Annotated in this window: 18 protein-coding genes and 1 tRNA gene; 7 read left to right on the top strand and 12 right to left on the bottom strand. The window is 64.2% G+C overall.

The genetic code is table 11. From position 1 onward, the window contains the following. Positions 1–86: 86 nt before the first annotated feature. From L0U82_RS01060 to L0U82_RS01040, 5 genes are all read right to left on the bottom strand, one after another. Positions 87–162: transfer RNA gene (locus L0U82_RS01060), tRNA-Ala, on the bottom strand. A gap of 64 nt (positions 163–226) precedes the next feature. After that, entirely contained in the window at positions 227–526 is a 300-nt protein-coding gene (locus tag L0U82_RS01055; protein ID WP_233833069.1) for a c-type cytochrome, read from the bottom strand. A gap of 92 nt (positions 527–618) precedes the next feature. Beyond that, positions 619–1,410: a BON domain-containing protein gene (locus L0U82_RS01050; protein ID WP_233827895.1), complete on the bottom strand. Its 792-nt coding sequence runs from the start codon at positions 1,408–1,410 to the stop codon at positions 619–621. 26 nt (positions 1,411–1,436) lie between these two features. Continuing rightward, a complete protein-coding gene (locus L0U82_RS01045; RefSeq protein ID WP_184068788.1) occupies positions 1,437–2,024 on the bottom strand; it encodes a phosphoheptose isomerase in 588 nt (195 codons plus the stop codon). Positions 2,025–2,328: 304 nt separating this feature from the next. After that, positions 2,329–2,730 carry a YraN family protein gene (locus tag L0U82_RS01040; protein ID WP_233827893.1) on the bottom strand — a complete coding sequence of 134 codons (402 nt, stop codon included), beginning with the start codon at positions 2,728–2,730 and terminating at the stop codon, positions 2,329–2,331. A 217-nt stretch (positions 2,731–2,947) separates the two neighbouring features. On the opposite strand from L0U82_RS01040, the gene rsmI reads away from it, so the two are divergent. Continuing rightward, positions 2,948–3,832 (top strand): 16S rRNA (cytidine(1402)-2'-O)-methyltransferase, encoded by an 885-nt coding sequence (rsmI, locus tag L0U82_RS01035; protein ID WP_233827891.1) that lies wholly within the window; start codon positions 2,948–2,950, stop codon positions 3,830–3,832. Between the two features lie 137 nt (positions 3,833–3,969). On the opposite strand, the gene L0U82_RS01030 is transcribed toward rsmI, so the two are convergent. After that, positions 3,970–4,572 (bottom strand): septal ring lytic transglycosylase RlpA family protein, encoded by a 603-nt coding sequence (locus tag L0U82_RS01030; protein WP_233827889.1) that lies wholly within the window; start codon positions 4,570–4,572, stop codon positions 3,970–3,972. Between the two features lie 645 nt (positions 4,573–5,217). On the opposite strand from L0U82_RS01030, the gene L0U82_RS01025 reads away from it, so the two are divergent. The 3 genes from L0U82_RS01025 (at position 5,218) to L0U82_RS01015 (ending at position 7,041) form a co-directional block, all read left to right on the top strand. Then, a complete protein-coding gene (locus L0U82_RS01025) occupies positions 5,218–5,862 on the top strand; it encodes an MBL fold metallo-hydrolase (protein WP_233827888.1) in 645 nt (214 codons plus the stop codon). Further along, complete coding sequence (locus L0U82_RS01020; protein WP_233827887.1) at positions 5,859–6,491, top strand: exonuclease; 633 nt, start codon at positions 5,859–5,861, stop codon at positions 6,489–6,491. Before L0U82_RS01025 ends, L0U82_RS01020 begins: the two co-directional genes overlap by 4 nt. Positions 6,492–6,570: 79 nt before the next feature. Next, complete coding sequence (locus tag L0U82_RS01015) at positions 6,571–7,041, top strand: Lrp/AsnC family transcriptional regulator (protein WP_233827886.1); 471 nt, start codon at positions 6,571–6,573, stop codon at positions 7,039–7,041. A 104-nt stretch (positions 7,042–7,145) separates the two neighbouring features. On the opposite strand, the gene L0U82_RS01010 is transcribed toward L0U82_RS01015, so the two are convergent. From L0U82_RS01010 to L0U82_RS01000, 3 genes are all read right to left on the bottom strand, one after another. Beyond that, a complete protein-coding gene (locus tag L0U82_RS01010) occupies positions 7,146–8,426 on the bottom strand; it encodes a cation diffusion facilitator family transporter (protein ID WP_233827885.1) in 1,281 nt (426 codons plus the stop codon). A gap of 293 nt (positions 8,427–8,719) precedes the next feature. Beyond that, complete coding sequence (locus L0U82_RS01005; protein WP_233827884.1) at positions 8,720–9,028, bottom strand: H-NS histone family protein; 309 nt, start codon at positions 9,026–9,028, stop codon at positions 8,720–8,722. Between the two features lie 393 nt (positions 9,029–9,421). Further along, complete coding sequence (locus L0U82_RS01000) at positions 9,422–10,084, bottom strand: HugZ family pyridoxamine 5'-phosphate oxidase (protein ID WP_233827883.1); 663 nt, start codon at positions 10,082–10,084, stop codon at positions 9,422–9,424. Positions 10,085–10,344: 260 nt separating this feature from the next. On the opposite strand from L0U82_RS01000, the gene L0U82_RS00995 reads away from it, so the two are divergent. Beyond that, the gene (locus tag L0U82_RS00995) at positions 10,345–11,466 is read left to right on the top strand and encodes an MFS transporter (protein WP_442793626.1); all 1,122 of its coding nucleotides are present in this window, start codon (positions 10,345–10,347) and stop codon (positions 11,464–11,466) included. Positions 11,467–11,634: 168 nt separating this feature from the next. On the opposite strand, the gene L0U82_RS00990 is transcribed toward L0U82_RS00995, so the two are convergent. After that, the gene (locus L0U82_RS00990; protein ID WP_233827881.1) at positions 11,635–12,780 is read right to left on the bottom strand and encodes a branched-chain amino acid ABC transporter substrate-binding protein; all 1,146 of its coding nucleotides are present in this window, start codon (positions 12,778–12,780) and stop codon (positions 11,635–11,637) included. Positions 12,781–13,287: 507 nt separating this feature from the next. Beyond that, the gene (locus L0U82_RS00985) at positions 13,288–14,391 is read right to left on the bottom strand and encodes an NAD(P)H-dependent flavin oxidoreductase (protein ID WP_233827879.1); all 1,104 of its coding nucleotides are present in this window, start codon (positions 14,389–14,391) and stop codon (positions 13,288–13,290) included. Between the two features lie 373 nt (positions 14,392–14,764). On the opposite strand from L0U82_RS00985, the gene L0U82_RS00980 reads away from it, so the two are divergent. Then, positions 14,765–15,463, top strand: a complete 699-nt coding sequence (locus L0U82_RS00980; protein ID WP_233827878.1) for a dienelactone hydrolase family protein — start codon at positions 14,765–14,767, stop codon at positions 15,461–15,463. A gap of 367 nt (positions 15,464–15,830) precedes the next feature. Beyond that, positions 15,831–17,366: an amidase gene (locus L0U82_RS00975; RefSeq protein ID WP_233827877.1), complete on the top strand. Its 1,536-nt coding sequence runs from the start codon at positions 15,831–15,833 to the stop codon at positions 17,364–17,366. A gap of 140 nt (positions 17,367–17,506) precedes the next feature. Here L0U82_RS00975 and L0U82_RS00970 read toward each other — a convergent pair whose 3' ends face one another. Next, the gene (locus L0U82_RS00970) at positions 17,507–17,818 is read right to left on the bottom strand and encodes a high-potential iron-sulfur protein (protein ID WP_233827876.1); all 312 of its coding nucleotides are present in this window, start codon (positions 17,816–17,818) and stop codon (positions 17,507–17,509) included. Positions 17,819–17,868: the final 50 nt, after the last annotated feature.

Below are 17,868 nucleotides of genomic sequence, written 5' to 3'. Positions count from 1 at the left end.
GTGTTGGCGAACCGCGAAATCCGGTTAAACGCGCCGCAAAAACAAAAAGGGTTACAGGCGAATGACCTGTAACCCTTCGATATTCGTGGTGGAGAGGAGGAGGATCGAACTCCCGACCTTCGCATTGCGAACGCGACGCTCTCCCAGCTGAGCTACCCCCCCGACGTGCTGACAATTCTAGCACAGGCATTTTCCCTTTTGCCAAGCGCCTGGCCTCGGGAAAACCTCATTTGGACGGCGCGCCGGCGAGTACCCAATCGACCACCGCGTGGATGTCCGCATCGCTCATCGATTGATGGGCCGGCATTGGAATCATGCCCCACACGCCGGAGCCGCCGTCCTTCACCTTGCGCGCGAGTTTCGCCGACGCGTCGCGATCGCCTTTGTATTTCGCGGCGATCTGCTGGAACGACGGGCCGACGAGTTTGCGGTCGACCGCATGGCATCCCATGCATGCATTCGCATTGGCGACCTGCTGGCCGCGCGGCGCGTCGGCCGCGTAGGCGGCTGATGCGCCCACGCCCATCAGCGCGCCGCCGAGCACGAGCGCGAACACGACGCTGACGCGAGCCCTACGCAGACGCGCGGACCGGGCCGCAGCCCGAACCACCGCGCGCGTCACGGCACCGCCTTTGGATTACCCGGACGAACCGACGTCGAGTTGCTCACCGGCGCCGGCGCCTGCTGTTCAAGCGGCCGCGCGCTCACCGACGAATCGGGGATCGCATCGACCGTCGGCTCGCTCGCCTCCGGCTGCGACGCCGCCGCGGGCGCGGTAGCCGCCGCGGCGGCCGCAGCCGCGGCTTCCTGCGGCTGGATGTACTGGAATAACTTCACGACCTGGACCACGCCCGGCACCCGGCTCGCGACATCGGCGCCGCGATTGCCTTCGTCCATCGTGACGAGGCCCATCAGATACACGTTGCCCCGCTCGGCCACCACCTTGAAGTTGTTCGCCGAAATGTCCTTCTCGGCGATCAGCGCGGTCTTCACGCGCGTCTCGAGATAGGTATCGTTGGTGCGCGACGAGAACGAACTCGCCGGCATGATCGCCAGTTCGTTGACGATCGTATTCACGTTGTTCAGACCGCGCACGATGGTCTCGGCGCGCTGCTTCGACGCATCGCCCGCGACCTCGCCGGTCAGCAGCACGCGCCGGTTGAACACCGCGACGTTGACGTGCGCGGAGTCCGGCAGATTCTGGCTGATCTGCGACAGCGCCTTCACCTGGATTTCGCGATCTTCGGTCTGCGCGCCGAGCGTGCGACGGTCGGTCGCCATCAGCGCGCCGCCTCCCGCCGCAGCGCCGACAGCGAGAAAGCAACCCTGCAGCGTGGCCGACAGCCCCGCCGCGAATCCCACTACCAGCACGGTTCTCACCAGTGTCTTCTTGACGCGGAATGCGCTCATCAACTAGCTCTCCTTCGAAATCAATCTCAGTCTTCGCCGAGCAACATGGCATCGATGCCGTCGCACAGGCAGTGGATGGTCAGCAGGTGCACTTCCTGGATGCGCGCGGTGCGATCGGACGGCACGCACACATGGATGTCGGTATCGCTCAGCACTTGCTGCGCGCGTCCGCCGCCCTTGCCGGTCAGCGCGACGACGATCATTTCGCGCTCGTGCGCGGCTTCGATCGCGGCAAGCACGTTCGCGGAATTGCCGGACGTGGTGATGGCAAGCAGCACGTCGCCCGGCTGACCGAGCGCCCAGACCTGCTTCGCGTAAATCTGTTCGAACGAGTAATCGTTGGCGATGGCGGTGAGCACGGACGTATCGGTGCTCAGCGCGATGGCCGGCAAGCCGGGCCGCTCGCGCTCGAAGCGGCCGATCAGCTCGGCGGCGAAATGCTGCGCGTCGGCGGCCGAGCCGCCATTGCCGCACGCGAGAATGCGATTGCCGTTGGCAAGCGCGGCGAACATCGTGTCGATCGCCGCGGCGATCGGCATCGAAAGGGTTTCGAGGGCTTCGAGTTTGACTGCCGCGCTGTCGCGGAAGTGTTGTTGGATGCGTTCGACTGACATCGAGTCTCTATCTTCTACCGCGAATGGGCCGCACTGCGCGGCCGTGTTGTGAAGTCATATCGTCAGGCTGCGTCCCGCCGAGGAGCCGCGCACGGAACGCGGCGCGCGACGGCGAAAGACATCGTGAAACATGCTGCTTGTTGCTTCGTTCCTGCTTTGTTTCTGCGTCGTTGCCGCGTCTCGCTGGTGGCGTGGCTCACGCGGCCCGCGCCATAGATGCCACGGATGCTGCTCTTCGCGCACCATCGACGGCGACATGCGAGCGCAAGTTTATCGCACTCACGCTTGCCGACCGCACGAGCGATCAGACTTCGTCGGCGCGAAACGCATCGCGCAGCCACACGAGCCGACCGCCGTCGAAGGCGATCACATCGAAGCGGCACGCGGGCTGCTCGCGTGGACTACCGCTCGCTGCCGCGCGTGTCGCGAGATAATGCCGCGCCGCGCGCACGATGCGCCGTTTCTTGTGCCAATCGATGCTGGCCGCCGCGCCGCCGTAATGACACCTCGCCCGCGCGCGGACTTCGACGAACACCAACGCGCCGTCGCGGTCGCGCATCACGAGATCGATCTCGCCGCCCCGGCATGCGACGTTTGCCGCGATGAAACGTAGGCGCTGGCGTTGCAGAAATTCGCGTGCGCGCGCTTCGAAGGCCGCGCCGACGGATTTGGACCCTCGGGCCGCGGAAAAGTTGTGAGGCGGCACACGCGGGATTTCCGGCTGGGTTTTCCGCGAAGTCTTTCGAGCAACTCTTGAGGTTGCCGTTGCGGTGCCCGTGGTTCTCGCCGTTTCCCGCACGCTCGTCGTTGCCGCGGGCATTCTCGCCGAGCCGTGCTGCCGCAGCCGCCCGCTCGCGGCGGATTCGCCCGGCCCCACATGGCACAATGGCGGCCTCGTTTCGTCTGTTTGTGTCTTCCGTGTCATGACTCCTCTCTCCGAACTCGCGCAAGGACAGCAGTACCCCGCCGCCGCGCTCTATGTAGTGGCCACGCCGATCGGCAACATCGCCGACATCACGCTGCGCGCGATGCATGTGCTCGGACTCGCGGATCGCATCGCCGCCGAAGACACGCGCAATACCGGTCAATTGCTCGCACGCTACGGCATCTCGAAGCCGCTCGTCGCCGTGCATCAGCACAACGAGCGCAGCGCGGCACAACGCGTGATCGAGCATCTGCAGGCGGGCGAGCGGGTGGCTTACGTGTCCGACGCGGGCACGCCGGGCATCTCGGACCCCGGCGCGAAACTCGTCGACGCCGTGCGCGAGGCCGGCTTCGCGGTGATCCCGCTGCCCGGCGCGAGCGCGCTTGCGACCGCGCTGAGCGTGGCCGGCGACTGGGTCGCGACGTTCTCGTTCCTGGGTTTCCTGCCGCCGAAGCCAAAGGCGCGCGCCGCCGCGCTGCAGACGCTCGCATCCCATCCGCACGCGATGGTGTTCTACGAAGCACCGCACCGGATCATCGAAACAGTGCAGGCGCTCGCCGACGCATTCGGCGGCGAACGCCGGTTGCTGATCGCGCGGGAACTGACGAAGTTACACGAAGCGCTGCATCGCGGCACCCTGGCCGAAGGGCCAACGTGGCTCGCTGCCGATCCGAACCGGCAGCGCGGCGAGTTCGTTGTGGTGGTCGAAGGCGCGGCACCGGAAGCTGCCGGCGAACACGATCACGACGCGTTACTGAGCGTGCTGCTGGAAGAGTTGACGGTGAGCAGCGCGGCCAAAGTGGCGGCCGCGCTCACTGGCGCGTCACGCAATGCGCTGTATACGCGCGCGCTGGCGCTGAAGGAAGACAAGCCCGACGCGTAGGGCTTGAGATGGTCGGACAAAACAAAAGGGCCGCGCGATGCGGCCCTTCGTTTTTTGCTGAGTGATCGTCGACAAACACTCCGTACAGACAGGCGCAAACCCGTACCGCACGGCGACTCGTAGACGCTCCGCCTGGCTTACTTGCCCGCGTCCGAACCCGAGTTCGACGCCAGCGTCTCATTCAGTTCGGCGCGCGCTTCCTGCTGCGTGAGCCCTTCGATCTGCACCTTCGCCGTACCGCTGTGACGCATGTCGAGTGCGGATGCTGCCGCCATCGACAGATCGATCACACGGCCGCGCGCATACGGGCCACGGTCGTTGATCCGCACGATCACGGAACGCGAATTGGCGGGATTGGTTACGCGCACGTAGGAGCCGAGCGGCAACGTGCGGTGCGCGGCCGTCAATGCGTGCATGTCGTAACGCTCGCCGTTGGCGGTGCGGCGGCCATGGAAAAAGCGTCCGTACCACGACGCGCGTCCGGTCTGACGGAACTCGGGAATGTCGAGGCCGTCATCGGTGAGCGGATGCGCGTCGGCGAGTGGCGTGCTTGGCGCGCTCGCGCCGGAAGCCGGCGCGCTGCCGAAAGACTGAGGTCCGAAGGCGCTCAGATGCACATTTTTTGTGCGCTGCGGCGTGTCGTTCGCCGAGGTATCGGTCGCGCCCGGAGGCGTGGCACAGCCGGCCAGTACAAAAAAGGCAAAAATAGTCCCCAGACCACGGGTTAGCCGAGTTTTCATAAGACGTGCAATCACGTTGTCGAGCCGCGTCACCCCAAAAGCTGGGTGTGTTGCTAGCGACTCCGGCGGCGGGACGACGACATGCCGCGCCAAAAAACGCAGTACGCCAAAGCCCGGATGCGGCTCATTCAGCCGCTACCGCACGGTTAATTTTCACGTCTGGCGCAACCTGTCCCCGGCAGCCTGACCAGACCCCACATGCCGCCATCGAACGTGGCAAACACGTTCTTGCGCGCGCAACTCAGCGTGCAGGAACGGCGGCGTAGGCCCCACCCAGCGTCACGGCGGTTAAGTCCGTAGCAGGCGCGCGGCGCCTGGCTGGGCAAGACGTGTGCATCGAACGCATCGATACTTGATGGCCGTCAAAGAGTCGACAGCCCTTACTTGAACGGCGAGCGGCGTACCCACTGTTGATGGGGACGCATCGCCTTGTGGCAGCACAAATCGTTGTGCATGACCCGCATTATACCCAAAAGAATTTTTCGGGCTGCCGAGCGGCACCAAAACCCGCCCAATCTTCACATTTATCGCAAAAATGGTGGCACCCGGAGCCTTCCCGGCGCGACGCGCGGGACCGTTCGCGCGGGCGGCGGACACGCTCGCGAGGCCGGTACAATCGATATTTTCCCAGCGCGTCGTCCAGCCATGAAAGCCACCCTGATCCCCGTCACGCCGTTCCAGCAGAACTGCTCGCTGCTCGTTTGCGAGGCAACCGGACGCGCGGCCGTCGTCGATCCGGGCGGCGATATCGACGTCATCCAGCGCGAGATCGCGCGTCAGAACGTGACGGTCGAAAAAGTCTTCCTGACCCACGGCCACGTCGATCACTGCGCGGGTGCCAAGACGCTCGCGACGCACTACGGCGTGCCGATTGACGGTCCGCACCCCGACGAACGTTTCTGGCTCGACAAGCTGCCCGACCAGAGCACCCGCTTCGGCTTCCCGCCCGCCGACGCGTTCGAGCCGGATCGCTGGCTGCAGGACGGCGACACCGTCCAGTTCGGCGACGAAACCCTCGAGGTCTATCACTGCCCGGGCCACACGCCGGGCCACGTGGTGTTCTTCAGCCGCGCGCATCGGCTTGCGCTGGTGGGCGACGTGCTGTTCGCCGGCTCGATCGGCCGCACGGATTTTCCGCGTGGCAATCATGCGGATCTGATCCGCTCGATCCGCGAAAAACTCTGGCCGCTCGGCAACGACGTCACGTTCGTGCCGGGCCACGGCCCGACCTCGACGTTCGGCGCCGAACGCCGCAGCAATCCCTATGTCGCCGATGGAGTGGCCGCATGAGCAGCGAAATCTACGTCAGCACCGACGTCGAAGCGGACGGCCCGATCCCCGGCCCGCATTCGATGCTCAGTTTCGCGTCCGCCGCGTACACCGAAGACAAGCAGCTGATCGCGACCTTTTCGGCGAATCTCGAACTGCTCGAAGGCGCGACGCCGCATCCGGTGCAGGAAGCGTGGTGGAAAACCCAGCCAGAAGCATGGGCCGCCTGCCGCAAGGATCTGCAGGCGCCAGCGGCGGCGCTCGCCGCGTATGTCGACTGGGTCGAAGCGTTGCCAGGCAAACCGGTATTCGTCGCGATGCCGGCCGGCTTCGACTTCACGTATATGTTCTGGTACATGATGCGCTTCGTCGGCCGCTGCCCGTTTTCGTGGTCGGCGCTCGATATCAAGACGCTCGCGTTCGCGATGACCGGCCTGCCGTATCGCAAGAATATCAAGCCGCGCTTTCCGAAGCACTGGTTCGACGAGCATCCGCATACCCACGTCGCGCTCGACGACGCGATCGAGCAGGGCGCGCTCTTTTGCAACATGCTGAAGGAATTGCGCGCGAGCCAGCCGGCGGTGCCCACGGACGGCAAGGATGATGGGGACGGCTCAGGGCAAAACGCCGCTCCTGACCCACTAAATTAGGGCGATCTCCCTCGCGAGAGCCGTTTTACATTGCGTTTCGTTTTCGAGCCCTCTACCATGCGTTGATACGGCGACGCTAATGGAGGCGCAGTTGACACTCGATACGTTCTCACAGAAGATCCTGCGCCTGCTGCAGCTCGATGCGCGCCGTTCGGTGCAGGAAATCTCCGACCAGGTCGGGCTGTCGAGCACTCCGTGCTGGCGGCGCATCAAGGACATGGAGCAGTCGGGCGTGATCCAGCGCTATACGGCGCTGCTCGACCGGGAAAAGCTCGGCCTGCACGTGTGCGCGCTCGCGCATATCCATCTGACCCGCCACACCGAGGGCGGTGTCGAGCAGTTCGAGCGGGAGATCGCCACCTGTCCGGAAGTCACCGAGTGTTACAGCACGACCGGCGAATCGGATTACATCCTCAAGATCGTCGCGCCCGACATCAAGTCGTACGACAGTTTTCTGCACGAACGCATCTTCAAGATTCCGGCGGTTGCGCAGGTGCGCACGAGCGTCGTGCTGCGCGAGATCAAATTCGATACGCAGTTGCCGTTGTAAGGCAAGTCGCGGTGGGAGAGCCTGGGCTGTAGCCGCCGGAACTCCGGTAGGTTCGGCGCCTGGCGCCCAGGCCGCAGCGTCCGGCGCTTGGCCATGCGCCGGACTCAGCCGGCGTCGTGAGGTTCCGTCTTTCTCGACTGATCGGCCGCTGTGCCGATTCCGACCTCGGCTGGCGCATGAACCTGCGCCGCCGACACATCCTGTTGCAGCAGCACGTCCAGCTTGCGCGCGCCGAGGCGGCGCTTCAGCCCATTCAGATCGACACGAGCGAGCGATTGGGCGTCGTCTTCCAGCACCCGGACGGCATCCTCGGCACCTGAACCCGAAGCACCGGACGGCGACGCCGCCGGCAATATCACCTCGACGTCGAGCCCCGCGCTCAGGTAGTGGAGATTCACCGCCGCGGCTTGCAGGCCGCCCGTCGCCAGTGCCGCGTTGACCTCGCTGATCACCCGCTCGCGGGGCGGCAAATCGACGGGCGGATGGGCGAGCGCATCGTTTTCCGGATCGACATGGATCAGCGCGTCGAGCACGCGTTGGTCGCTCAGCACGCGCAGGCGCGCCGACTCCGCGATGTAGTGCCCTTCCGATACCGAAATCAGCGGATCGACGAGGATATGCGCATCCACGAGGGCAAAGTCGCCCATCTTCCGCGTACGCAATTCGTGCACGTCGCGCACGCCAGGGGTCGAGAGCAACAGCGCGCGCATATCGGCGGTGGCGGCCTCGTCGAGCGCGCGGTCCGACAGGTCCTGCAGCGCATCCCAACCGAACGTCCAGCCCATGCGCGCGACCATGAAGCCGACGATCGCCGCCGCGATCGGATCGAGCAGCCGCACGCCGGCGAGACTGCCAACGACACCGATACCCACCACCAGCGACGACGCCGCGTCCGAGCGCGCATGCCACGCGTTTGCGACCAGCATCGCCGAACGCACACGCTTCGCCTCGCGCAACATGTAGCGAAACAGCGACTCCTTGGATACCAGCACCAGCACAGCGACCACCAGCGCGCTCAGATGAACCGCCGGAATATTTTGCAGATCGGAGAGCCGCGTGCCGGCTCTCCATAACATGCCGACGCCGACGGAAATCAGCAGCGCGCCCAGAAATAGCGAAGCGACCGTTTCATAACGGCTATGCCCGTAATTGTGGTCCGCGTCCGGCTTTGCGCCGCTGTGCCGATTGGCAATCAGCACGACAAAATCGGAAATCAGATCGGCGAGCGAGTGGATACCGTCGGCAACCAACGCTTGCGAGTGCGCAAACGTTCCGATTGCGATTTGCAGCGTCATCAGCACCGTATTGAGCGCAATACTCACAAAGGTACTTTTGCGTGCAACGCGTTGTTTCTCGGTGGATTGGGCGATGGCGGCGGAGGGCATCTTCAAAAAAAAGAAACGAGTTCAGTCTCGTTATTGTACGCGCCGCGAATCGGAAACACGCTCGAAACACACAAAAAAACCTTTTGAATCAATCCCTTATCTAAACGAAAAGCATTCGCGTTCCAGTTATCTGAAGCGACTGCGACAAAAAAATTAATAGCGTTGTTTGACAAAAAGCCGCGCCCTGAACGGTGCGCGGCTTTTTGGAGATCCGGGCAGCGCGTAATATGCGCTGCTCATTGCCAGTATTCGTATTACCTGCACGCCGGAAGCATTACCTCCGGCAGTGGGCATTACTTCTGGATCAGGAATTTTTCACGGTCGAGACCAGCGATCCAGCGCGGCGGCTTGCCGCGGCCGGACCACGTGCTGCCGCTATCGGGGTCGCGATATTTCGGCGCAACGCCAGCGCGCGGACGGCTGGCTTTAGCAGCAGCGCCCTTCGGTGCACGGCCGCCGCCGAGTTCGCTCAAAGAAATGCCATAGTCGGCCATTTTCTGCTTGATTTCATTCAGCACTTCCGCGTATTCACGCGACTTCGCTTCTTCAATCTGCTTTTCGAGCTTCTCGCGCTGCGCGAGCAGTTCCTTGTAAGAGGACATAGGTTCCCTTGTGGTATGGATAAATGACCACCGATCTGACGCCGGCTCGCCTTTGAAGTTTCATGCCTCGGAATTTGATGGCGAGATTAACACAAAATAGAAAGCCTGCAAAAGAGAAAGCGAAATTTAATTTAATTTCGTTTCAAAAAGTTTCCAACCTGACTCTGTCTGACCACTGGCTTTCAATTTCGTCAATTCGCATTTCACTGAAAAGCGTGTCGCGCGGCGTCTCTAATTTTCGAGATTAACTATCAGAAAATGCCACTGAAAATGGCTATATCAGATCAACATTTCACGCCATGAAAGCTTTTGTCTCAATGAAGCTTACTCATTGAGACGAAAAAGCCCTGCCCAGCTGATGTCCTGGCGTGTTCTCCACAAAACCAATAATGCTTAATTGAGATACCGCTGGATACAAACCTCGAGTGCCGCGCGCAATGTCCCATTGTCGGACCGGGCAGAGTCGAATGCGAGGCGCACGCGCGCGCCGTCGCGTTGCAGATCGGCGCCATAGCGATCGACGCCGAGCAATTTCACCGCGCCGGCGGCCGCCAGTCGCGCGCCGAACTCGTCCATCAGTTCGTTCTCTTCGATGGCGTGGAGCGGTGCAAGCGGATCGAGCTCATTGCCATTCAACCAGCCCATCGCGCCGAAGCCGCCGATATATCGCAGGCGTTCGAGTTTCATCGTCCAGAACGAGAAGTCGCCCAGCACCAGATAACGCTCGGCGTCCGGGTGATATCGCAGATAGCGCCGCACGACTTCCGGGCTCGAGTCGATCGGCTCGAAGGTGCCCAGCAGCGTGACGCGCTGACCGCCGAGTACGTCGCCATCCGGGGCGTCGACCGCGAGGAAGCCGGCTCGCGGGTCGGCATGCAGGTTGTGCGTGTGCTCGGCGAGCCGGCTGATCAGGATCGTCGGACGATGCCGCGCGTCCGGCGCGAACGGCAGCATCGACGGATAAGGAAAGCCCTCGGGCTGGCGCGCGTGGGTCGCGAGGGTGCCGACAGCGGCCGTATGCAGCAGGTGCAGCGGGGCGTGAGCGGGAATGTTCAAGCGAGCGGACCTCGGTGGATGACGGAGTGGACCGTATCAATCGTAGCCGTCGCCGCGGACCCGTCCAAGTCCTTTGCACGCCATGCAAGCATAAGAGACAGTGCTTCGATAGAATCGGAAGTCCGCTTTCAATGCGCTTTCTCACGCGCAACTCCCCCGAGACCTCCGTGCCCGATCCTCAAGCCCCCGAAGTCGCCGTCCTGCCCGCCGCTCATCGCGACCTGCCCGTCACCGCGCGGCAGCGGGCACGCGTCGCGACGATGGCGCTGTTTTTCATCGCCGGCATGATGTACGCATCGTGGGGCGTGCATGTGCCGACCGTGCGCGACCGCTTCCATCTGAATGCCGCGTTGCTGTCGTTCGCGTTGCTCGCGGTGGCCGGCGGCTCGATCGGCGCGATGGTGACCAACGGCTCGTGGATCGCCCGGGTCGGCACCCGCCGCGCGTGCCTGACCGGCGGTCTGGCGATGGCCGCATGCGCGGCGCTGATTCTGGTCGTGCCGGCCTACTGGATGTTGCTGATCGTGCTGGCCATATTCGGCGCGGGCATGGCCACGCTCGACGTCGCGATGAACGCCGAGGCGAGCGCCGTCGAAAAGGCGCTCGGCAGACCGATCATGTCGGCGCTGCACGGCATGTTCAGCCTCGGCGGGATGTTCGGCGCGGCGGTCGGCGGCGCGTTGCTGTCGCGCGGCATGGCACCGGCGCTGCATCTCGCGCTCGCCGCCGCGGTCAGCGCGCTCGTGCTGCTGCTCGCGTGCCCGTCGGTGCTGCCGCACGTGCCGCACGCCGAGCATCCCGATGCCGCCACGCCGCGCGCGAGCCGCTGGCGCTCGGGCGCGCTGTGGGCGCTCGGCACGATGGCGCTGGTCGCGCTGATCGCCGAAGGCGCCATGTACGACTGGGCCACTGTTTATATGCGCGACGTCGTGCTGGCGACACCCGCGCTCGCAAGCGCGGCTTACGCGGCGTTTTCGGGCGGCATGGCGGCGGCCCGCTTTGCCGGCGACGCGGTGCGCGCGCGGTTCGGCGCACCGCAACTCGTGATGATCAGCGCCACGCTCGCATGCGCGGGCATGGTCGACGCGCTGCTGTTGCCCAATCCGATCGCCGCGCTCGCCGGCTTCGCGCTGATCGGTCTGGGCCTCGCGAACATGATGCCGGTGCTGTTCGCGGCAGCCGCGAGCGTGAAGGGCATCCACGCGGCCGAGGGGCTCGCGCACGTCGCGGGGCTCGCGTATTTTGGGCTGCTGCTCGGGCCGGTCATCATCGGCGCGGTCACGCAGATGACCAATCTGACGATCGGCCTGTCGGTCGTCGCCATATGCTCCGCGGCAATCGCATTGGCCGGGCCGAAGGTGCTGCGGCGTTTGAACGTCTGACTCTGAACGTCTGGCTCTGACGCGGCGGCATCGCTGGCACCTGCGCGTCGCGATCCGCAAGAAGCAGGAAACACGAATCCACAATAAAAAAGGCACGTAAGCCTCGCGGCCTACGTGCCTGATCAACAGTGAATCGAAGACGGCTTGCGCCGCCTCCGGTCACGTAAATTACATCTTCACCACGTCGAGCAGTGTCTTCTTGCCCTGCTTGTAGTTGTACAGCGAGATCACGCCGTGCTGAAGGTCGCCCTTCGAGTCGAACGTCGTTTCGCCGATCACGCCCTTGTAGTCGGTCGTCGGCATCGCTGCGAGGATCTTCGCCGGATCGGTCGAGCCCGCACGCTTCATCGCGTCGACGATGATGTACACCGCGTCATACGTGAACGGAGCGTAGATCTGGATCGGCTGGCCGAAGCGCTTCTCGTACTTCGCTTCGAACGCCTTGCCGCCCGCCATCTTTTCGAGCGCCATACCGGCTTCCGAGCAGACGATGTTGTCGGTTGCGTCGCCGGCCAGGTCCGACAGCTTGTCGGTACAGACGCCGTCACCCGCGAGCACTTTCGCGCGCAGGCCGAGCTGCTTCGCCTGCTTCGCGAACGGGCCGCCGGTGGCGTCCATGCCGCCGTACATGATCGCGTCCGGGTTTTCGCCCTTGATCTTCGTCAGAATCGCGCGGAAGTCGACAGCCTTGTCGTTGGTCGCGTCATGCGACACCACGTTCAGGCCGAGCGCCTTGGCGGTCTTCTCGAATTCGTTCGCGAGACCCTGGCCGTATGCGGTCGAGTCGTCGACGATCGCGACCGACTTGATCTTCATACCCTTGGCCGCGTAGTTCGCGAGCGCCGGGCCTTGTTGCGCATCGGTCGCAACGACGCGGTACGTCGTCTTGAAGCCTTGCTGCGTGTACGCCGGGTTCGTCGCCGACGGCGAGATCTGCACGATGCCTGCATCGCTATAGATCTTCGAAGCCGGAATCGAAGTGCCCGAGTTCAGGTGGCCGACCACGGCGACGACCTTGTCGTCGACGAGCTTCTGCGCAACCTGCGTGGCGGTGCGGGGGTCAGCCGCGTCGTCCTGCGCGTCGAGTTGCAGCGTGATCTTCTGGCCGCCGATCGTCAGACCCTTGGCGTTGATTTCTTCCACGGCCAGGCGTGCGCCGTTTTCGTTGTCTTTACCCAGGTGAGCGATACCGCCAGTCAACGGCGCAACGTGACCGATCTTGACGACCGTGTCGGCAGCGGCCGATGTTGCCAACGTCGCGAACAGCATCGCCGCAGCGCTGATCGGCAACAGCTTTTGAATTTTGATGATCATGTAAGTCTCCAGTTTCGGTCAAAACAACGTAATCGCCCTTGTGCCCCGCTTCCCCAACTCGTGTCGCTCAGTCCCGTGGACGACCACGCCGGTTGCATCGTTCATGCACTTGGCCAGCACGATTGCCGGACTGTTTGTGACAGGTGGCAAACCGTACTTGCGCGCAAGTGTAGGCTAACAAATTAAATTGGGGGAATTTTTTGAGAAAGTGGGAAGAACACTAATAGCGCTTATCCCATGAGAGCCGCTTGGAGCGTAGAGGGCATAGCCGCAAAGCCCCATCTGATGCGGGTTTCCGCTAATCGGAGTTTCTCGCCGAGAACGCCGTTTGAGACTTTTCCCGGCATAAACGGCGAGTGATTCGAAGGGTTTTTCAACTAAAAATGAGGCGCGTCGCACAGTTTGGCGAGCGCGCCTCAAAATGTGAAATCAGCCGGGCGTCAATCGTGAATCGGCCGTCAATCAATCATGCTCCGGCGGCGCATGATTCAGCCGTCGACTAAATAATCAGCCTTTGAATGCGGCGACACGCGCGGTGGACGCCCGCCATTCGTCGTCGAGTTGCGCCATCAGTTCGGCGGCGCCCAAACCTTCGGCGCGCGCCCGCCCGAGCGGCGCGCCCTGCCCGGCCCACAGCGACAGATAATCGCCGTTCTGCGCGCGGCCCGCGTTTTGCCGCAATTCCTGCGTCAACGCGTTTTGCACCGGATACGGCGCGATGCTGTCCGCCGTTTCGCTCAGACGCCGCATCAGCGGATTGCGGATGCCGCGCGCATGACGGCCGGTGATCGCGCGCGTCACCTCCGTCGCCGTATCGGACATGCCGCGTACGCGGGTTTTCCATACTTCGGGAATCGCGCTCTCGCGGCAGGTGAGAAATGCGGTGCCCATCACCGCCGCCTGCGCGCCGAGCGCGAGTGCGGCGACGATGCCGCGGCCGTCCATGATGCCGCCGGCTGCGAGTATCGGCAGCCCGGTCGCGTCGACGAGCTGCGGCACGAGCGCCATCGTGCCGACCAGTGCGTCTTCGAACGAGCCGATGAACGTGCCGCGATGCGCGCCCGCCTCGGCGCCTTGCGCGGCGATCGCATCGGCGCCGACGTCGCGCCACGCGATGCCTTCGGCGACATGCGTCGCCGTGCCGACCACATAGGCGCCGCTCGCGTGCAGACGTTCGACATCCGCCGCCGGCAGCAAGCCGAACGTGAAGCCGGCGACCGGCACGCGCAGTTCGATCAGCGTGTCGAGTTGCGCGCGAAAGTCCGGCCCGTAGCGATCGAGCGGCTTGCCCGGCGGAAGGCCGAGATCGGCGCGCAGCGGATCGATTGCCGCGAGCGCGCGGCGCACGGTGGCATCGTCGGGCGATGCGGGATCGAGCACGAACAGGTTCACGCCGAACGGGCGATCCGTCAGCGCGCGAATCGCCGCGACTTCGCTCGCGATCTTCTCGGGCGACAGCGCCGCGCCCGCAAGAAAGCCGAGTCCGCCCGCGTTCGAGACCGCCGCCACCAGTGCCGGTGTGGTCGCGCCGCCGGCCATCGGCGCCTGCACGACCGGCACGCGCATCTGAAAACGCCTGGCAAACGGCGTCACGAAACTGCCTTCATTCATGATGGTTTCCTTTGCCGGCGCAACACCGGCGCTATTCTCGCCAAGGGGCTCGCAAACGTATTCACCGTTACTTTCGCCGCGCGATTGCAGCGGCTTTTCGTGCTGGCTCCGGCATGGTTTCGCCGCCGTTCCGATCCGCGCGAGCCGTCACTACAGACTGTAGCGAGGCGCGCGTCGGCGGAGAAATGAATTATCGAGATTGTTTCAATCGCCTTACGAGAATCGAGTCGCGCGGCGCGGCAAAGGCCCGCCCAGCGCCACTGCACGCCGATTCTTTTGATGGCAAACTAACCGCCGCTTCAGGGCCTCCCGGTCTCTGGCGTTTCTATACACCGACCTCGCGCGGCACGCGCGCGAGTCAATGGAGAACAGCATGAGCACGACTTCCCGATGGATCGACATCCCCGCCGGCAACGACAGTTTCGGTGGCTACCTCGCGCTGCCGAAGGGTGGCAAGGGGCCGGCCGTCATCATCATTCAGGAAATCTTTGGCGTGAACAGCCATATCCGCTCGGTAGCGGATCAGTACGCGCAGGACGGTTATGTCGCGCTCGCGCCGGATGTGTTCTGGCGGGTTCAGCCGCGCGTCGAATTGACGTATGACGGCAAGGACCGCGAAAGAGCCATCGAGCTGATGCAAAAGACCAATGTCGCCGACGCGGCCGCCGACATCGGCGCGGCTGCCGCCGCATTGCGCGCGCTGCCGGAAGTGACCGGCAAGATCGCGGCGATCGGCTACTGCTTCGGCGGCCGGCTCGCGTATCTGGCCGCGGCGGCCGGCTCGGTCGATGCCGCGATCGCCTATTACGGCGGCGGCATCCATACGCATCTCGACAAGGCCGCGAGCGTCAAGGTACCGATGCAGTTCCATTACGGTGAACTCGACACGCATATTCCGCCGTCGGACATCGGCCAGATCCAGGAGCGCTTCGCGGGCCGCGCGGACGTGCAGTTCAATATCTACCCGAACGCGGAACACGGCTTCAACTGCTCGGACCGCGCGTCGTACAACCAGCGCGCGGCCGCCTTGGCGCATGGCCGCACGCTGACGTTCCTCGGCGAGCAGATGTAATTCTGCGGCTCCGGGCTCCGGGCTCCGGGCTCGGAGCCGCGAGCTTCCTTTAGTACCCACGCGCCGCGCGCGTATCGCTCGCATCGCTTGCACCCTTCGACAGCCGCATGTGAAGTGCGCGGCCGCATCGATGCGAGTCACGCGGACGCGTAACTCGGGTACGCTCTGAAAGACGGCGTGTCGGTAACGCCGTCTTTTTTCCATCCGCGACTTTTGAGCCGGCCACCGCCGCACGACGAAACGGATTCGTCGCGCGCGTCCGGCAAACGGCATTGCGACCGGCGAAGCAACCGGCCCATTCAGCGCGGACGCAAATCTTCAGCACCGACGCAAACCCAGACGCAAACCGATAGCGAGGACCATTTCCGTGCACTCAGACTATCTCGCTCACGACGCCATCGGCCTCGCCGAACTCGTACGCACGCGCGAGGTCAGCGCGCGCGAACTGATCGACGTCGCGATCTCGCGCACCGAAGCCGTCAATCCGGCGATCAACGCGGTCGTGCTGAAGGATTACGATGCGGCGCGCCAGCGCGCGTCGCGTGACGATGCCGCTCGCAGCGCCAACGGCACAGGCGCCAGCAGTGCAAACGGCACCGACACCGCCGCCGCGCACGCAGCACTCGCGGGCGTGCCGTTTCTGATCAAGGACCTCGGCGCGCCGGTCGCCGGTTTGCGCATGGCGATGGGCAGCCGTCACTATCGGCACTTCATCCCGACCGAAGACGCGCCGGTCGTCACGCTCGCGAAGGCGGCCGGGCTGAACATCTTCGCGAAGACCAGCACATCCGAGCTGGGCCAGATGCCCTATACGGAGCCCGAACTATTCGGCGCGTGCCGCAATCCGTGGAATCTCGATCACACGCCGGGCGGTTCGAGCGGCGGCGCCGCGGCGGCGGTTGCGGCCGGCATCGTGCCGCTCGCGCATGCGTCGGACGGCGGCGGTTCGATCCGCATTCCGGCATCGTGTTGCGGACTGTTCGGGCTGAAGCCTTCGCGCGGACGCGTGCCGCGCGTCGCGCCGCCCGGCCCCGGCGAACTCGGTATCGATCTCGCGGTGTCACGCAGCGTGCGCGACAGCGCGCTGCTGCTCGATCTGTTGTCGGGCAATGCCGAGCGGCCCAGCGGCGCGCCCGGCACGTTTCTCGGCGCGACCCGCGAGCCGTGCAAGCCGCTGACGATCGCATACGTCACCGAGCCGATGCTCGCGCCGTCGTTATCCGCCGATGCGCTCGCCGCACTCGACGACGCCGCGCGACTGGCGGCATCGCTCGGTCATCGTCTCGAACCGGTATCGCTTGGTATCGATTTCGCGGCGGTCCGCCATGCGTTTCTGACACTGTGGTCGGTGAGCGCCGAAGACCTCGTACTCAACGCGGAGCGCATCACCGGTCGCAAGCCGGTGCGCCAGGAATTTGAAATCGCGACGTGGGCGATCGCGCACATCGGCCGCAAGCTCGGCGAACAGGGCCTGCCCGCCGCGCTCGACGAACAGCGCCGCATCACGGAGCGCCTCACCGATCTGCTGAACCGCTACGACGTGCTGCTGTGCGCGACGCTGGCCGGCGCGCCGATCAAGATCGGCGAGATGCAACCGACCTCCGTCGAGCGCATGCAGATGCGCGCGGTCACCACGATGCCGCTCGAACCGCTGATGAAGAAGATGCTGCTCGAAGCGTCGAACAAGGCGTTCGCATGGGCCGGATGCACGGAGCTGTTCAACCTGAGCGGACAGCCGGCGATGTCGGTGCCGCTTTACTGGAACGCGCGTGGCTTGCCGATCGGCGTGCAGTTCGCGGCGCGCGCCGGGGGTGACGCGACGCTGCTCAGACTCGCCGCGCAACTCGAAACGGCACGGCCGTGGTTCGACAAACGGCCGCCGTTGATGAATGCACGGCGCTAGAAAAGTTGCGGTGAACGGGAAAGGACCGGCCGCCGGGCGTGTAATCCGCCACTGGCCGTAGAAGGCGTTGCGCGGAATGCGCCGCGATATTGCGTGCGGCACATTCCGCGTAAGCCGGAAAACACGCTAGTGCGAGGGCGTCAGGCTTTCTTGTTATAGGCGCTGCACCAACCCTTGGCCGCTACCTGCTTGCCCGCGAACATCGGACAGCCGCCGTAGGCGTCGCCCGCCTTGCCCTGGAAGAAGCTGCAGTTGCCGCAATCCTGACCCGGTGCGAATTTGGCGAACTTCGCCTTGTCGACCTGGCTGGCATCCGCACGGTAGCCGAGCGCCTGCGCGGTCGGATCGGTTTCGGAGACTTTAGGTGCATCGGCGAACGCCTGGCGCGACAGCGCAAGCGTCGAGGCCACACCGATACTGGTAATCAAAAACGTACGACGGGAAGATCTCATGGGGACTCACTCCATTTATATGGAAACAACGCCGTTCTGCTGACAGCGTC

The sequence above is a fragment of the Paraburkholderia sp. ZP32-5 genome (assembly GCF_021390495.1).
Lineage (GTDB): Bacteria > Pseudomonadota > Gammaproteobacteria > Burkholderiales > Burkholderiaceae > Paraburkholderia.
Note: the sequence above shows the minus strand (reverse complement) of the source record. Positions and strands in the feature narration are given on the sequence as shown.

Coding starts and splice junctions, on each gene's coding strand:
- L0U82_RS01055 (WP_233833069.1), bottom strand. CDS start 526: ATGGGCGTGGGCGCATCAGCCGCCTACGCGGCCGACGCGCCGCGCGGC.
- L0U82_RS00980 (WP_233827878.1), top strand. CDS start 14,765: ATGAGCACGACTTCCCGATGGATCGACATCCCCGCCGGCAACGACAGT.
- L0U82_RS01015 (WP_233827886.1), top strand. CDS start 6,571: ATGGAGGCGCAGTTGACACTCGATACGTTCTCACAGAAGATCCTGCGC.
- L0U82_RS00990 (WP_233827881.1), bottom strand. CDS start 12,780: ATGATCATCAAAATTCAAAAGCTGTTGCCGATCAGCGCTGCGGCGATG.
- L0U82_RS01020 (WP_233827887.1), top strand. CDS start 5,859: ATGAGCAGCGAAATCTACGTCAGCACCGACGTCGAAGCGGACGGCCCG.
- L0U82_RS01005 (WP_233827884.1), bottom strand. CDS start 9,028: ATGTCCTCTTACAAGGAACTGCTCGCGCAGCGCGAGAAGCTCGAAAAG.
- L0U82_RS01030 (WP_233827889.1), bottom strand. CDS start 4,572: ATGAAAACTCGGCTAACCCGTGGTCTGGGGACTATTTTTGCCTTTTTT.
- L0U82_RS00995 (WP_442793626.1), top strand. CDS start 10,345: ATGGCGCTGTTTTTCATCGCCGGCATGATGTACGCATCGTGGGGCGTG.
- rsmI (WP_233827891.1), top strand. CDS start 2,948: ATGACTCCTCTCTCCGAACTCGCGCAAGGACAGCAGTACCCCGCCGCC.
- L0U82_RS01045 (WP_184068788.1), bottom strand. CDS start 2,024: ATGTCAGTCGAACGCATCCAACAACACTTCCGCGACAGCGCGGCAGTC.
- L0U82_RS00985 (WP_233827879.1), bottom strand. CDS start 14,391: ATGAATGAAGGCAGTTTCGTGACGCCGTTTGCCAGGCGTTTTCAGATG.
- L0U82_RS01010 (WP_233827885.1), bottom strand. CDS start 8,426: ATGCCCTCCGCCGCCATCGCCCAATCCACCGAGAAACAACGCGTTGCA.
- L0U82_RS01050 (WP_233827895.1), bottom strand. CDS start 1,410: ATGAGCGCATTCCGCGTCAAGAAGACACTGGTGAGAACCGTGCTGGTA.
- L0U82_RS00970 (WP_233827876.1), bottom strand. CDS start 17,818: ATGAGATCTTCCCGTCGTACGTTTTTGATTACCAGTATCGGTGTGGCC.
- L0U82_RS01025 (WP_233827888.1), top strand. CDS start 5,218: ATGAAAGCCACCCTGATCCCCGTCACGCCGTTCCAGCAGAACTGCTCG.